The organism is Salmonella sp. SAL04157 (assembly GCF_046551635.1).
GTDB lineage: Bacteria > Pseudomonadota > Gammaproteobacteria > Enterobacterales > Enterobacteriaceae > Salmonella > Salmonella enterica.
Genome location: NZ_JBGDVS010000004.1, coordinates 90,649 through 106,285 on the forward strand (window position 1 = coordinate 90,649; position 15,637 = coordinate 106,285).

13 protein-coding genes are annotated in these 15,637 nt (G+C 54.6%); 5 read left to right on the top strand and 8 right to left on the bottom strand.

Annotated elements, in window-relative coordinates; all coding sequences use genetic code 11:
* Positions 1-47: 47 nt before the first annotated feature.
* Entirely contained in the window at positions 48-710 is a 663-nt protein-coding gene (can, locus tag ACLJRE_RS10245) for a carbonate dehydratase (RefSeq protein WP_000651590.1), read from the top strand.
* A 57-nt stretch (positions 711-767) separates the two neighbouring features.
* On the opposite strand, the gene hpt is transcribed toward can, so the two are convergent.
* Entirely contained in the window at positions 768-1,304 is a 537-nt protein-coding gene (hpt, locus tag ACLJRE_RS10250; RefSeq protein WP_000683342.1) for a hypoxanthine phosphoribosyltransferase, read from the bottom strand.
* 205 nt (positions 1,305-1,509) lie between these two features.
* Here hpt and ACLJRE_RS10255 point away from each other — a divergent pair, with 205 nt between their 5' ends.
* Positions 1,510-3,900, top strand: coding sequence for a glucose/quinate/shikimate family membrane-bound PQQ-dependent dehydrogenase (locus ACLJRE_RS10255; RefSeq protein ID WP_058109005.1), 2,391 nt, complete (start codon positions 1,510-1,512; stop codon positions 3,898-3,900).
* 77 nt (positions 3,901-3,977) lie between these two features.
* Here the strand turns inward: ACLJRE_RS10255 and cueO are convergent, their stop codons facing one another.
* Positions 3,978-5,588 carry a multicopper oxidase CueO gene (gene cueO / locus ACLJRE_RS10260; RefSeq protein ID WP_000946047.1) on the bottom strand — a complete coding sequence of 537 codons (1,611 nt, stop codon included), beginning with the start codon at positions 5,586-5,588 and terminating at the stop codon, positions 3,978-3,980.
* 201 nt (positions 5,589-5,789) lie between these two features.
* On the opposite strand from cueO, the gene ACLJRE_RS10265 reads away from it, so the two are divergent.
* The 3 genes from ACLJRE_RS10265 (at position 5,790) to speD (ending at position 7,919) form a co-directional block, all read left to right on the top strand.
* Complete coding sequence (locus ACLJRE_RS10265; protein WP_000846613.1) at positions 5,790-6,137, top strand: YacC family pilotin-like protein; 348 nt, start codon at positions 5,790-5,792, stop codon at positions 6,135-6,137.
* Positions 6,138-6,243: 106 nt separating this feature from the next.
* Positions 6,244-7,104, top strand: a complete 861-nt coding sequence (gene speE / locus ACLJRE_RS10270) for a polyamine aminopropyltransferase (RefSeq protein WP_000829968.1) — start codon at positions 6,244-6,246, stop codon at positions 7,102-7,104.
* Positions 7,105-7,124: 20 nt separating this feature from the next.
* Positions 7,125-7,919 (top strand): adenosylmethionine decarboxylase, encoded by a 795-nt coding sequence (gene speD, locus ACLJRE_RS10275; RefSeq protein ID WP_000734276.1) that lies wholly within the window; start codon positions 7,125-7,127, stop codon positions 7,917-7,919.
* Between the two features lie 29 nt (positions 7,920-7,948).
* On the opposite strand, the gene ACLJRE_RS10280 is transcribed toward speD, so the two are convergent.
* From ACLJRE_RS10280 to acnB, 6 genes are all read right to left on the bottom strand, one after another.
* The gene (locus tag ACLJRE_RS10280; RefSeq protein WP_000678254.1) at positions 7,949-8,716 is read right to left on the bottom strand and encodes a DeoR/GlpR family DNA-binding transcription regulator; all 768 of its coding nucleotides are present in this window, start codon (positions 8,714-8,716) and stop codon (positions 7,949-7,951) included.
* Positions 8,717-8,725: 9 nt separating this feature from the next.
* Positions 8,726-9,709 (bottom strand): D-threonate 4-phosphate dehydrogenase, encoded by a 984-nt coding sequence (locus tag ACLJRE_RS10285; RefSeq protein WP_023212439.1) that lies wholly within the window; start codon positions 9,707-9,709, stop codon positions 8,726-8,728.
* Complete coding sequence (gene dtnK / locus ACLJRE_RS10290) at positions 9,699-10,970, bottom strand: D-threonate kinase (protein WP_023212440.1); 1,272 nt, start codon at positions 10,968-10,970, stop codon at positions 9,699-9,701. Before dtnK ends, ACLJRE_RS10285 begins: the two co-directional genes overlap by 11 nt.
* Positions 10,967-11,920: a 2-keto-3-deoxygluconate permease 1 gene (locus tag ACLJRE_RS10295; RefSeq protein WP_410957383.1), complete on the bottom strand. Its 954-nt coding sequence runs from the start codon at positions 11,918-11,920 to the stop codon at positions 10,967-10,969. The genes dtnK and ACLJRE_RS10295 overlap by 4 nt, the downstream gene beginning before the upstream one ends.
* Positions 11,921-12,153: 233 nt before the next feature.
* Positions 12,154-12,516, bottom strand: a complete 363-nt coding sequence (yacL, locus tag ACLJRE_RS10300) for a protein YacL (protein ID WP_000384308.1) — start codon at positions 12,514-12,516, stop codon at positions 12,154-12,156.
* A 188-nt stretch (positions 12,517-12,704) separates the two neighbouring features.
* Positions 12,705-15,302 carry a bifunctional aconitate hydratase 2/2-methylisocitrate dehydratase gene (gene acnB, locus ACLJRE_RS10305; protein ID WP_023207544.1) on the bottom strand — a complete coding sequence of 866 codons (2,598 nt, stop codon included), beginning with the start codon at positions 15,300-15,302 and terminating at the stop codon, positions 12,705-12,707.
* Positions 15,303-15,637: the final 335 nt, after the last annotated feature.

Genomic DNA, 15,637 nt, shown 5'->3' on the forward strand with positions numbered 1-15,637 from the left:
CCTATATTAGCCCAACGCACTTATTTGGTTACAGGTCGTTAACTTCCATGAAAGACATAGATACACTCATCAGCAACAATGCACTATGGTCAAAAATGCTGGTGGAAGAGGACCCCGGATTTTTTGAGAAACTGGCGCAAGCGCAAAAACCGCGCTTTCTATGGATTGGATGTTCCGACAGCCGCGTTCCCGCAGAGCGTTTAACCGGGCTTGAACCGGGCGAATTGTTTGTTCACCGTAATGTGGCTAACCTGGTTATTCACACCGATCTGAACTGTCTCTCCGTGGTTCAGTATGCGGTAGATGTTCTGGAAGTTGAGCATATTATCATTTGCGGCCACTCCGGTTGCGGCGGTATCAAGGCTGCGGTAGAAAACCCTGAGCTGGGCTTGATTAATAACTGGTTGCTGCATATCCGCGACATCTGGCTTAAACATAGCTCGCTGTTGGGAAAAATGCCCGAAGAGCAACGTCTGGACGCGCTCTATGAATTGAACGTCATGGAGCAGGTCTATAACCTGGGGCATTCCACCATTATGCAGTCAGCGTGGAAACGCGGGCAGAATGTGACCATTCACGGCTGGGCGTACAGTATCAATGATGGCCTGCTGCGCGATCTTGACGTCACCGCCACCAACAAAAAAACGCTGGAGAACGGCTATCATAAGGGTATCTCCGCCCTAAGTCTGAAATACATTCCCCACCAATAAGCCATTAGCTATAGGCCGGATAAGTCGCTTTAGCGACGCCATCCGGCATTTCTGCTCTTACTCGTCCAGCAGCACCACTTTACCAACATACGGTAGATGGCGATAACGCTGGGCGTAGTCGATACCGTAACCGACTACGAATTCGTCCGGAATCGAAAAGCCAACGAACTCAACCGGCACGTCCACTTCGCGACGAGACGGTTTATCCAGCAGCGTACAAATCGCCAGCGATTTCGGCTCGCGCAGGCCCAGGATTTCACGGACCTTCGACAGCGTATTACCGGAATCAATAATGTCTTCGACAATCAGCACGTCTTTACCGCGAATATCCTCATCCAGATCTTTGAGGATTTTCACGTCGCGGGTGGTGGACATGCCGCTACCATAACTGGAGGCGGTCATAAAATCGACTTCATGAGGAACCTGGACTTCACGGCACAGGTCCGCCATAAACATAAATGAGCCACGCAACAGACCTACCAGCACCATTTCACTGCCGCTGTCTTTATAACGTTCGGTAATCTGACGACCCAGCTCGGCAATACGTGCTTTGATCTCCGCTTCGGGGATCATGACTTCAACAGTATGTTTCATATTTATAACCATATGATTTAAAAACAAATCACTCAATGCCGGTGACTAATAACGCCGCATTGACGCGCAAGGCACGCAGTATAACAGCAAACGTATTCATTCGCGGCATTTGATAAGAAAGCTCATTTTGTGATTACGATCACACATGTTAATTCCTATACTTAATTGCTACTAAAAAATTAACAATTTGGGATGGTGTCTTTTTATGGCAGAAAATAACGCACGATCGCCACGATTACTCGTGACGCTGACGGCCCTCTTTGCAGCGCTTTGTGGGCTGTATCTTCTTATCGGAGGTGTCTGGCTGGTTGCTATTGGCGGTTCCTGGTACTACCCCATCGCGGGCCTCGTGATGCTGGTTGTGGCCGGATTGCTATGGCGCAGTAAACGTGCCGCGCTGTGGCTGTATGCCGCCTTGCTGCTGGCGACAATGATTTGGGGCGTATGGGAAGTCGGGTTCGACTTCTGGGCGCTCACGCCGCGTAGCGATATCCTGGTGTTTTTCGGCATCTGGCTAATATTGCCGTTTGTCTGGCATCGTCTGGTGGTTCCTTCCAGCGGCGCAGTGGCGGCGCTGGCCGTGGCGCTGCTGATTAGCGGCGGCATTCTGACCTGGGCTGGCTTCAACGACCCGCAGGAGATCAACGGTACGCTTCGCGCCGACGCCACGCCCGCCGCAACAAGCTCGTCGATCGCCGACGAAGACTGGCCGGCCTATGGACGTAATCAGGAAGGCCAACGCTATTCGCCGCTGAAACAGATCACTGCGGATAACGTTCACCAACTGAAAGAAGCGTGGGTCTTCCGCACCGGCGATCTGAAACAACCCAACGATCCGGGCGAAATCACCAACGAAGTGACCCCGATTAAAGTCGGCGATACGCTCTACCTGTGTACGGCTCACCAGCGTCTGTTCGCACTGGACGCCGCCAGCGGTAAAGAGAAGTGGCATTTTGATCCTCAGTTGAAGACCGATTCGTCTTTCCAGCATGTGACCTGCCGCGGCGTCTCTTATCATGAGGCCAAAGCGGATACCGCCTCGCCGGAGGTCATCGCCGACTGTCCGCGCCGCATTATCCTCCCGGTCAATGACGGTCGCCTTTTCGCGGTGAATGCCGAAACCGGCAAGCTGTGTGAAACCTTCGCCAATAAAGGCGTCCTGAATCTGCAAACCAATATGCCGGACACCACGCCGGGACTGTATGAACCGACGTCGCCGCCGATTATCACCGATAAAACGATCGTCATTGCCGGTTCGGTCACGGATAACTTCTCTACCCGCGAAACGTCCGGCGTTATCCGTGGTTTTGACGTTAATACCGGTAAGCTACTGTGGGCCTTCGATCCGGGGGCGAAAGATCCGAACGCGATTCCAGCCGATGAGCACGCTTTTACCTTTAACTCGCCGAACTCCTGGGCGCCTGCCGCCTATGATGCGAAACTGGATCTGGTCTATCTGCCGATGGGCGTGACCACGCCGGATATCTGGGGCGGTAACCGCACGCCGGAGCAGGAACGTTATGCCAGCTCCATCCTGGCGCTGAATGCCACCACCGGGAAACTGGCCTGGAGTTATCAGACCGTCCATCACGATCTGTGGGATATGGACCTGCCGGCACAGCCGACGCTGGCGGATATCACCGTTAACGGTACCACCGTTCCGGTTATCTATGCGCCAGCGAAAACCGGTAATATCTTTGTGCTCGACAGACGTAATGGCGAGCTGGTCGTGCCCGCTCCGGAAAAACCGGTCCCACAGGGCGCGGCAAAAGGCGATTACGTCGCCAAAACTCAGCCGTTCTCTGATTTAACCTTCCGCCCGAAAAAAGATCTCTCCGGCGCGGATATGTGGGGCGCGACCATGTTCGACCAACTGGTGTGCCGCGTTATGTTCCACCAGTTGCGCTATGAAGGTATCTTCACTCCACCGTCCGAGCAGGGGACATTGGTATTCCCTGGCAACCTGGGGATGTTTGAATGGGGCGGTATTTCCGTCGATCCAGACCGTCAGGTCGCTATCGCTAACCCGATGGCGCTGCCGTTTGTCTCGAAGCTGATCCCACGCGGCCCGGGTAATCCGATGGAGCCGCCGAAAGACGCGAAAGGTACCGGTACAGAAGCAGGTATTCAGCCACAGTACGGCGTACCATTCGGCGTCACGCTGAATCCGTTCCTTTCGCCGTTTGGCCTGCCGTGTAAACAACCGGCCTGGGGCTATATTTCCGCGTTGGATCTGAAGACCAATGAAATCGTATGGAAGAAACGTATAGGGACGCCGCGCGACAGTATGCCGTTCCCGATGCCGGTTCCGGTGCCGTTCAACATGGGGATGCCCATGCTCGGCGGGCCAATCTCAACCGCCGGTAACGTGCTGTTTATCGCCGCGACCGCCGACAACTACCTGCGCGCTTATAACATGAGCAACGGAGAAAAACTGTGGCAGGGACGTTTACCCGCCGGAGGCCAGGCAACGCCGATGACCTATGAGGTAAACGGTAAGCAGTATGTGGTCGTTTCTGCCGGAGGCCACGGTTCGTTTGGTACGAAGATGGGCGACTATATCGTGGCCTATGCTTTGCCTGACGACGCGAAATAACCATTAATGCCCGGCGTATGCCGGGCATTGTGCCGGGTGGCGGCTTCTCCTTACCCGGCCTGCGTCGGAGACAGCGATTAGACCGTAAATCCTAACATCATTCCCGTATCTTCATGTTCTAACAGATGACAGTGCGCCATATAGGCATGTTCCTTCGGCGCGTCGTGATCGAACTTGACCAGCACTTCACTGATACCGCCCTCAACGCGTACCGTATCCTTCCAGCCCGTTCTGTGCGCCGCTGGCGCTTTGCCGTTCTCTGACAGAATACGGAACTGCGTGCCGTGAATATGGAAAGGATGCAGCATCATGTCGCCCACGCCGGAAATCACCCAACGTTCATGTCGGCCTTTTTGCGCCGCGAACATCGGTTTGTTCATATCGAAGACCTGGCCGTTGATAAAGTTAGCGTTATGGAAGTCGAATTTTCCGCCGTGATTCATATTGCCCATCGCGCCATGATTCATCCCGCTGTGATCCATGTTGCCATGATCCATCTCGCCATGCCCCATATTGCCGCCCTGCATATGCGCGTTCATGCTGTCATGATCCATACCGCTCATCGCCTGAGCGCCATATTTCTTCATCAGCATTTGCATCCCCATCATATCAAGACGCGGGTCCATCGACAGTTTCAGGTTGCGCACCGTTAGCCCTTCCAGCGACGGCAACGCAGGCATCGTCGTCAACGTATCCGGCAGCGTACCGGAGGCGGTAATCCGCAGCGGCTGGATACGCATCACCGGATGCGGTTTATCAAACGGAGCGATCGCCATTCCCATCTGGCTGACCGGCAGCGTCACCAGATCAAAGGCTTTCCCGTCGCTGATATCCACCAGCACTTCAAAACGCTCGCCCATTAATAACGGCAGTTCGGTGACTTTCACCGGCTCCGCCAGCAGGCCGCCGTCGCTGGCGATCACATAAAGCGGACGATTATCGCTGGCGGCGATATTCAGCGAACGCGCATTACAGCCATTTAGCAAGCGCAGACGTAGCCAGCCTTTCGGCGCGGAATGCTGCGGATAGATAGCGCCATTGGTCAGCAGCGTATCGCCAAACCAGCCGACGGCGGCGGTCATAATATCCAGTTGATAATCAATCTGACCATCGGCGGAGAAGCGTTTGTCCTGAATGATCACCGGCACATCATCGATGCCCCACTGTTTCGGCAGGCGCAATTTGCGAATCTCGTCATCTTCAATCAGCACCAGTCCGGCAAGGCCCATCGCCACCTGGCGCCCGGTTTTGCCGTGTTTATGCGGATGAATCCAGCAGGTCGCGGCGCGTTGCTCCGGCGTAAACGTCACCGTGCGGGTTCCGCCTGCGGGAATAATCCCCTGCGGGCCGCCGTCGACGATGCCCGGAATCTCCAGACCATGCCAGTGAAGCGTCGTGTCTTCGGCCAGTTGGTTATGGATATCAACGGTCACACTTTTTCCTTTGTGAAGCTGTACCGCTGGCCCCAGCAAATTACCGTTGTAGCCCCAGGTTGTCGCGTTCTTACCGGCGAATGTCGACTGTCCGGCTTTAACAATTAACTGCATACGGTTGCTCGCATCTGCCGTTAACAGGTCAGGAATAGGCAACGCGGGACGTTCGGCGGCAAAAGCGGCGCGGCTCCACAGCGGCAGCGCTGATGCAACCCCCAGCGCCACTGAATATTTTAAGAAATCACGGCGTAACATAATCATTTCCTTATAATGAACAGGCGGGTGTCTAAGCTTAGACCCTGCCCTAACGGGAAGGTCAAGCCAGCAACACGTCTTTACCATTCCTGACAGCAATACAATAAGAATGAAAACGCCGCGACCAATCCTGATAATAAAAGTCGTCGCTACGTTCTCAGTATGCTAACGTTGACTTTCCCTGATGCCGTGGTAGAAGCAATGAAGACGTTTTTCAGACCCGTGTTGTTTGGCAGCCTGATGGCCTTATGCGCAAATAGCTATGCGCTTACTGAATCCGAAGCCGAAGATATGGCCGATTTAACGGCGGTTTTCGTTTTTCTGAAAAATGACTGTGGTTACCAAAATTTACCCAACAGTCAGATTCGCCGTGCGCTGGTCTTTTTTGCCCAGCAAAATCAGTGGGACCTGAGTAACTACGACACCTTCGATATGAAATCGTTGGGCGAAGACAGCTACCGCGATCTTAGCGGCATCGGTATTCCGGTCGCTAAAAAATGCAAAGCTCTGGCCCGTGATTCCCTGAGCCTGTTAGCCTACGTTAAATAATCCTCCGCGATCCTATTGCTGAAATAATGACCGTGCATCCACGGTCATTGTTAGCTATGATGTTGCGCCCTTTTTTTACGGGTGTTAACAATGGAGGTATCAGCCAATGGCCGAAAATACGATGTGGCATGAAACGCTACACGACCAGTTTGGTCAGTACTTTGCCGTAGACAACGTTCTGTATCATGAAAAAACCGATCACCAGGATTTAATCATCTTTGAAAACGCCGCTTTTGGCCGCGTGATGGCGCTGGACGGCGTGGTACAGACCACCGAACGCGACGAGTTTATTTATCATGAAATGATGACCCACGTCCCGCTGCTGGCGCACGGTCATGCGAAACACGTTCTGATTATCGGCGGCGGCGACGGCGCAATGCTACGTGAAGTTACCCGGCATAAAAATGTCGAAACCATCACCATGGTGGAGATCGACGCTGGCGTAGTCTCGTTTTGCCGCCAGTATTTACCCAACCACAATGCCGGCAGCTACGACGATCCGCGCTTTACGCTGGTAATCGACGACGGCGTGAATTTCGTCAATCAGACCCATCAGACCTTTGATGTGATCATTTCCGACTGTACCGATCCGATAGGCCCCGGCGAAAGCCTGTTTACCTCCGCCTTTTATGAAGGCTGTAAGCGTTGCCTGAATCCGGGCGGCATTTTTGTCGCCCAGAACGGCGTGTGCTTCCTGCAACAGGATGAAGCGCTCGACAGCCACCGCAAGCTGAGTCATTACTTCAGCGATGTCGGCTTCTACCAGGCGGCGATTCCGACCTATTACGGCGGCATTATGACCTTCGCCTGGGCGACGGACAACGACGCTCTTCGTCACCTGTCGAGCGAAATTATTCAGGCGCGTTTTCATGCCGCCGGCCTCAAATGTCGCTATTACAACCCGGCTATTCATGCCGCTGCATTTGCGCTACCGCAATATCTACATGACGCACTGTCCGCACAGTGACGTTAAGGAGGTGATAAAAATTGAAAAAGCTGAAACTGCATGGCTTTAACAATCTGACGAAAAGCCTGAGTTTTTGTATTTACGATATCTGCTACGCCAAAACCGCAGAAGAGCGCGATGGCTATATCGCCTATATCGATGAACTCTATAACGCCAACCGACTGACCGAGATCCTGTCGGAGACATGCTCCATTATCGGCGCGAACATCCTGAACATCGCCCGTCAGGATTATGAACCCCAGGGCGCCAGCGTCACGATTCTGGTGAGCGAAGAGCCGATCGATCCGAAACTTATCGATCAAACCGAACATCCCGGCCCGCTGCCGGAAACCGTGGTGGCGCACCTCGATAAGAGCCATATCTGTGTGCATACCTATCCGGAAAGCCATCCGGAAGGCGGGCTATGCACCTTTCGCGCCGACATCGAAGTGTCAACCTGCGGGGTGATTTCACCGCTAAAAGCGCTCAATTACCTGATCCACCAGCTAGAGTCCGATATTGTCACCATCGATTACCGCGTGCGCGGCTTTACGCGCGACGTCAACGGTATGAAGCACTTTATCGATCATGAGATTAATTCTATTCAGAATTTTATGTCGGAAGATATGAAGTCGCTGTATGACATGGTGGATGTAAACGTGTATCAGGAAAATATTTTCCATACCAAGATGCTGCTTAAGGAGTTCGATCTTAAGCACTACATGTTTCACACCAAACCGGAAGATCTCACTGAAACCGAACGCCAGGAGATCACCGCCGCGCTGTGGAAAGAGATGCGCGAGATTTACTACGGCCGCAATATTTCTGCGGTCTGATTCACCACTGGCAGCGCCTGACGGCGCTGTCACTCCGGCTGCACCAGCGTTAGCGCAAAAGCGCGCCCTTTCAGTTCAACCTGCGCTGACGGCGGCAGATTGACGTCGGTAATCACATCATTAAAGCGCTCAAGCGGCACCACATTAAAGAGCGAATGCGCGCCATACTTACTGCTGTCCGCCAGCAACACTTTGCGCTGCGCATTAGCAATAATCTCCTGTTTAAGCCCGGCCTTATCTTCCGTTGGGGTCGTCACGCCCGTTTTTACCCCCCATGAATTACAGCTCATAAACGCGATGTTCGGATACACGCTACGCAACAGCTTACGCCCATGCTCACCGATACAGGACTGACTGCTGTCATCGATACGACCGCCGACAATCGTCACTTCAATTTGCCGGAACTCAGCTAAAAACAGCGCAATATGCAGATCGACGGTGATGACCCGCAGCGGAAGATGGGTTAAGCATTTCGCCAGCTCCATCATTGTCGTACCTGCATCCAGCACGACGGCATCGCCAGCATTCACCAGCGATGCGGCAACGCGTGCGATCGCCCGTTTTTCAGCGGGCGATCGCAGTTGTTTTTCATTGGTGGTGGGCTGGGCGGGTTCAAAACGCCGCAGCGCCACGCCGCCATGACTACGGCTGATCACGCCCTGCTCATCCAGCTTGATCAAATCGCGACGGATAGTGGCTGGTGATGCGTCAACCGCCTCAACCAGCTGTTCTACCGTAACCAGCGTATGGTTTTTCAGATACGCCACAATGAGATCCAGACGGTGTTGTCCTTTCATAACAGGGAATTATGCCAGTTGCATTGCCAGTTTGATCGATACGGCCATGCTCTCAGATTTTGCTTTTCCCGTCCAGGCGATATCAAATGCGGTGCCATGATCGGCAGAGGTCCGAATAAACGGCAGCCCCGCGGTGATATTCACGCCATCATAAAAGCCAAGCAATTTCAACGGGATATGCCCCTGGTCATGATACATCGCCACCACCATATCATACTGCCCCTCATAAGCCTGGAGAAATACAGTATCCGGCGGGCACGGCCCATAAACGTCCATACCTTTTGCGCGGGCATCGGTAATAGCTGGCGTCAGGATACACGTCTCTTCATCGCCAAACAGGCCATTCTCGCCCGCATGAGGATTCACGCCTGCCACGGCGATACGCGGTTTAACGTAACCCACACGCTTGAGGAAAGTATCAGCAATACCAATCACCGTTTCGACACGCGCGGTACTTAACGTATCAAGGAATTTACGCAGCGCGATATGCGTTGAAACGTGAATCACTTTTAGTTTATCGGTGTAAAGTACCATCGCGTAATCGCGGCTATGGGTCAGGGTCGCGAGCAGCTCGGTATGGCCCGGATAGTTGTGCCCCGCCAGGTGCAGCGCCTCTTTATTCAGCGGCGCGGTAGCGATAGCCTGTACGTCGCCCCGTAACGCTAACTCGGTGGCGCGCTTCACGCAGCGATACGCTAAATCCCCCGCCTGCGCCTGAACTTTCCCGGCCTCCAGCGCCTCCGGCTGCGCCAGCGGCTCATCAATCACATGAATGATGCCGGGCGCAAAACGCGCTTCGGCAACCCGTTCAATGGCCCGTAACTCGACGTTCGGCGTGATGCCCTTCGCCTGTAAACGTTTCAACGTTGCGAGGCATCCAATAACCACCAGCGGCGCGCCGTTGAGACCGTCTTCGCTTAGCGCTTTAACAATAATTTCCGGCCCAATGCCCGCTGGATCGCCCATGGTAATGGCAACGGTTTTAGTCTCCACAATACATCTCCTCAATATAATAAAGCGCGTCACACAACGTACTGTCTGAACCGAATCCGCCCGCTTTGGTAATGACCGGCAGATCGTCAATTTCGCTGTTTACAAACGTTCCACAGGGAATACAGGGCGCCACCTCGCTCTGAATGCGATAACCTTCAGCGCCAAGCGCGCCGGCGACGGCGGTAGCGATATCGCCGCCGGTTAGAAACAACCCGCCAATCCGCGCCTGCCCGATAATGTTTAACGTGACGACGCCAAGCCGCTGGCTCAGTCGCTCGCCCAATTGCTGACGGCTCATCGCGGATTTTTCGCACAACGCGTCGATTAACTGTCGATCTTCTACGCGACGGCTGGTGCGTAAAATCGTATGTCGATGCTGACTTAACAGCGCGCAGGCCTGCTCTACGACAGACGCGATTTCCTGCTCCGCGCTATCCGACACCATGCGCGCGGCATCGATATCCACGACCTCCGCACGTCCCCGGCACAGCGCATTATCCACCTGACGTCGCGTGGCTTCGCTCATCGAACCGGCCACCACCAGCACCGGCAGCCGCTGCCGGTCTTGCATAAAAAGTTCAACCGGCAACGCATTCGCCAGACCAGCGGCGCCGACGAGCAGCGGCATCGACGGTTGTTCACACGCTGCTTGCGCAATCAACGTCAGGTCCCGCTCTTCCACCGCATCCACGACGATAATCCCTTCGCCCTCAGCCGCATAAGCCGTAAGTAAGGCGCTTAACCCACCGCGTCGAACATCCTGCAAAAAGACTTCATACACAGGGATCTCACTTTGCAACGCCACTATCTCGGCAATACGGGAAGAGACAATGGGCGTTTTCGGATCGCTGGCAAATTCGGTTTCCAGTAACGGGACGCCATTAACCAGACATTTTCCTTCACGCGTCGTGCGTCCAGCCGCAGGGATCGCGGCGGCGATAACGGCCAGTTTTCGCTGACTGGCGCGCATAGCCGCCGTCACTTCGGCTCCGATATTGCCGCGAAATGTAGAGTCGATTTTTTTGTACACCAGCGGCGCTGGCGATGTCTCACACCACGGGGAAAGCGCGGCATAAACGGCAGATGCCGCCTGATCTGCGGGCATCGCCCGGCTTTCGGTGTTAATGACTAACACATCGGCGCGGCGGGACGGTTTTTGCGACGCGCTCAACATGACTTCCGTTCTCGCCCCCTTCTTCGCCAACTGGACGCCGGTATCATTCGATCCGGTAAAATCGTCGGCGATGACTATCATTTTCATGCGTTTTTCTCCAAAGAAGCCTGACGCGCCTGTTTTTTCGCAACCCAGGAGGTCAACACTGGCGTCAGGATTGCCGTGGTGATCACCGAGGCGGCAATCAGCGGAGCGGCAGCAGCGGCCACCTCGGCGAGCGAAGGGTCGGCCTGCGCAATAGCCAGCGGCGTCGCAACGGCATTACCCGCGGTGCTGGAGGCCGCCGCCCCGGCAATGCCAGTTCCGCCAACCAGACGATCTGCGCGGATATTAAAGAAACCGCCAACAAACGTTGTCAGCACGCCGAGCAGAATTCCGGCAAGTCCGCCTTGCAGTAACATTTCCAGGTTGATGCCCGCCCCCAGCGCAAAAGCAAAGAAAGGAATGAGCAGCGGGCCGCCTTTGGTCAAAAAATCGCGCATATGAGGATCAAGATTGCCGAGGAGCATGCCGACAACCAGCGGAACCAGCACCGCCACCAGCGCCATAATGGGAATGTTCGCCATCCCTGCCGCGCCCAGCGCAATCATCGTAAAGAAAGGGCCATCATTAAGAGACAAAATAGAGATAGCGCCGACGTCGCGCTCATTGCCGAACTCACCTACCAGCGCAGCATAAAGTCCGCCATTCGAATTGCTCATCGCCGCGATAATCGCCACGCCGCTCAGGCCAAAAATACCCTCCGCGCCGAAAAGATGCTCCACGCCCAGGCCAATCCCGATGGCGACAAGCAACTTAGTGAGCGTAATCGTCCCGCCCTGCAATAGCGCCTGGGGTGCGGCTTTCACACTGATACCGGCTCCCATACACAGCAGAAAAGCGCCAATCAGCGGCGCCGCGCCGTTTTTAAATAAGGCGGTGGTAAAACCGCCGATATCAAGCGCCTGTGGAGCGAAGGTGTTAATGACTGCGCCAATAACGAGCGGTACGACCATCATGCCGCCGGGTACGCGCTCTATTGCTTTTTTGATGTTCATGGTCTTACCGCCTGTTGCTTGTTGTGATTGAATAAAATCATAACGATTATATTCAATCAAATTAAGATCACAAACGCGTCAGATCACAGTTTTAAAATGATTAATAAAAATCAAAAAATCATTCTGCAATAAAAAAGCCGGGATACTCCCGGCTGGAATGTGTGGTGATTTCGTTTCCACTACGCCCCCAACTGTCTGTCGACTGGCGTTGCGGGACAATAACGAAGAGAGGGTCAGGCTTTACTGACGAATTCCCGATACGCGGCGACGACCCGCAGAAAATCCTCCATGCCGCACAGGGATAAACTCTCTTCATCGTAATAACTCATCCCCTCTTCCATCTCATCGCCGGAAAAATCCAACTGATTGGCGCGAATCATCACCTCTTCGCCGTCCATCCAGATCGTGTATTCATGCCCTGCTCGTTGCCAGGAGCGTTCGCTGCCTTTGACCGTACGCGCGGCTTGTTCTACTTCATCCAGTAGCGAGAGATTGTCTTTAACCTCTTCATTAAACCAGTGACCGACCACCTCGTGGCCCATCGACATTCGTACTTTTACCCCTCCGGTAACGTCGCGCAGAAATTCGTAATCCATAATTGTTTTCCTCTGCAAAGCCCTTACAGTCATTATCGCAGCAGCGGAGAAGAAAAAAAGCGGGAACAGCAGGCGGAATGAAAATAAAAACCCACCGCAGTTGCGATGGGTGTTGTAGGCCCGGTAAGCGTAGCCGCCACCGGGCAATAAGAGGCGTAGGCATGGTAAGCCTGACGCCGTCAGGCAAATTACACCGCAGTCTGGAAAATCACGCCGTCCGCTTTCTCAGTGTACTGAGAGAGCTGGTCGAAGTTCAGGTAACGGTAAGTATCCACCGCCGTCTTATCCACCTGCGCCACAAAGGTCTGGTATTCTTCCGGCGTCGGCAGTTTGCCGATCAGCGCCGCCACCGCCGCCAGCTCCGCAGAAGCCAGGAAGACGTTCGCACCGGTACCTAAACGGTTCGGGAAGTTACGGGTAGAGGTAGAGACCACCGTCGCACCGTCAGCCACACGCGCCTGGTTACCCATACACAGGGAACAACCAGGGATCTCAATACGCGCACCGCTCTTACCGAACACACTGTAGTAACCTTCTTCGGTGAGCTGCGCGGCGTCCATACGGGTTGGCGGCGCTACCCACAGGCGGGTTGGCAACTGGCCTTTATGGTTATCCAGCAGCTTACCGGCGGCACGGAAGTGGCCGATGTTGGTCATGCAGGAGCCGATGAACACTTCGTCGATCTTCTCGCCCTGCACGTCAGACAGCAGACGCGCGTCGTCCGGATCGTTCGGCGCACACAGGATTGGCTCTTTGATATCCGCCAGATCGATGTCGATCACCGCCGCGTATTCCGCGTCAGCATCGGCTTCCAGCAGTTGCGGGTCCGCCAGCCATTTTTCCATACCCTGGATACGACGTTCCAGCGTACGACGGTCGCCGTAGCCTTCCGCAATCATCCACTTCAGCAGGACGATGTTGGAGGTCAGGTATTCAATGATCGGCTCTTTGTTCAGCTTGATGGTACAGCCTGCCGCGGAACGCTCGGCGGACGCATCGGTCAGCTCAAATGCCTGCTCCACTTTCAGATCCGGCAGACCTTCGATTTCCAGGATGCGGCCAGAGAAGATGTTTTTCTTGCCTTTCTTCTCAACGGTCAGCAGGCCCTGTTTGATGGCGTACAGCGGAATGGCGTGTACCAGATCGCGCAGGGTGATGCCCGGCTGCATTTTGCCTTTGAAGCGCACCAGCACGGATTCCGGCATATCCAGCGGCATCACGCCGGTCGCGGCAGCAAATGCCACCAGGCCAGATCCCGCCGGGAAGGAGATGCCGATCGGGAAACGGGTATGGGAGTCGCCGCCGGTCCCCACGGTGTCCGGCAGCAGCATACGGTTCAGCCAGGAGTGGATAACGCCGTCGCCCGGACGCAGAGAGACACCGCCACGGTTCATAATGAAGTCCGGCAGCGTGTGGTGCGTGGTCACGTCAACCGGCTTCGGATAGGCTGCGGTGTGACAGAACGACTGCATGACCAGATCGGCGGAGAATCCCAGACAGGCCAGGTCTTTCAGCTCATCGCGGGTCATCGGGCCAGTAGTATCCTGAGAACCGACGGAGGTCATTTTCGGTTCGCAGTATGCGCCCGGACGGATACCTTTCACGCCGCAGGCGCGACCGACCATTTTCTGCGCCAGCGAGAAGCCACGGCTGCTTTCCGCCACGTCTTTTGCCTGACGGAATACATCAGAGTGCGGCAGACCCAGCGCTTCACGCGCTTTGGTGGTCAGGCCACGGCCGATAATCAGTGGAATACGGCCACCGGCGCGTACTTCGTCGATCAGCACGTCGGTTTTCAGTTCGAAGGTTGCCAGCAGTTCATCGGTTTCATGATTGCGCACTTCGCCTTTGTACGGGTAGACGTCAATCACATCGCCCATATTCAGGTTAGAAACGTCAACTTCAATCGGCAGTGCGCCCGCATCTTCCATAGTGTTAAAGAAGATAGGCGCAATTTTGCCGCCGAGGCACAGACCGCCGCCGCGCTTGTTCGGCACGTTCGGGATGTCATCGCCCATGAACCACAGCACGGAGTTGGTCGCGGATTTACGGGAAGAACCGGTGCCCACCACGTCACCCACGTAGGCCAGCGGGTAGCCTTTTTTCTGCAATGCTTCGATTTGTTTGATGGGGCCAACAACGCCTGGCTGATCCGGCTCAATGCCTTCACGGGCGTTTTTCAGCATCGCCAGCGCATGTAACGGGATATCCGGTCTCGACCACGCATCCGGCGCCGGAGAAAGATCGTCGGTATTCGTTTCGCCGGTCACTTTGAAAACGGTGACGGTGATTTTTTCCGCCAGCGGCGGGCGGCTCAGGAACCATTCGGCGTCGGCCCAGGATTGCATCACCTGTTTGGCATATTCGTTGCCCGCTTTGGCTTTCTCTTCTACGTCGTAGAAGTTGTCGAACATCAGCAGGGTGTGAGACAGCGCTTTGGCAGCAATCGGCGCCAGTTTCGCATCGTCCAGCGCATCAATCAGCGGATGAATGTTGTAACCACCCTGCATGGTGCCCAGCAGTTCAATGGCTTTTTCTGGGGAGACCAGCGGGGAGGTGGTGTCGCCTTTCGCGACAGCAGCGAGAAAACCGGCTTTAACATAAGCGGCTTCATCTACGCCAGGAGGAACGCGGTTGATCAACAGGTCTAACAGGAATTCTTCTTCGCCCACAGGCGGGGTCTTCAGCAGCTCGACAAGCGCAGCCATTTGGGTTGCGTCTAAAGGTTTTGGCACAATCCCCTGGGCAGCACGCTCAGCTACGTGCTTACGGTATTCTTCTAGCACGACGATATCTCCTCGCTCTCATTGTCATAATGCGGCGCTTTTGTTGATGGGCGATTCTCTTCACGCTCCTGTGAGACAGTAGTTAGTAGGGTAAATGCCCGGTACCGCATACGGCACAATAACAGGATTTTCTTTAAGTGTTAATCTGTTTACAAAAAAGCAACATAAAAAAGTGGCTGAATCGTTAAGGATGGTCTAATGCTCTACTGAGACGGGAGCTACAGCCATAAATGCTTACCTCATTTCGTGCTTTGATCGTCACGTAACGTTATCGATCCCAACATTAGCTAAAAATTAAACTATCGTCCCTTTATACTCACGCGAAACTGCACCCC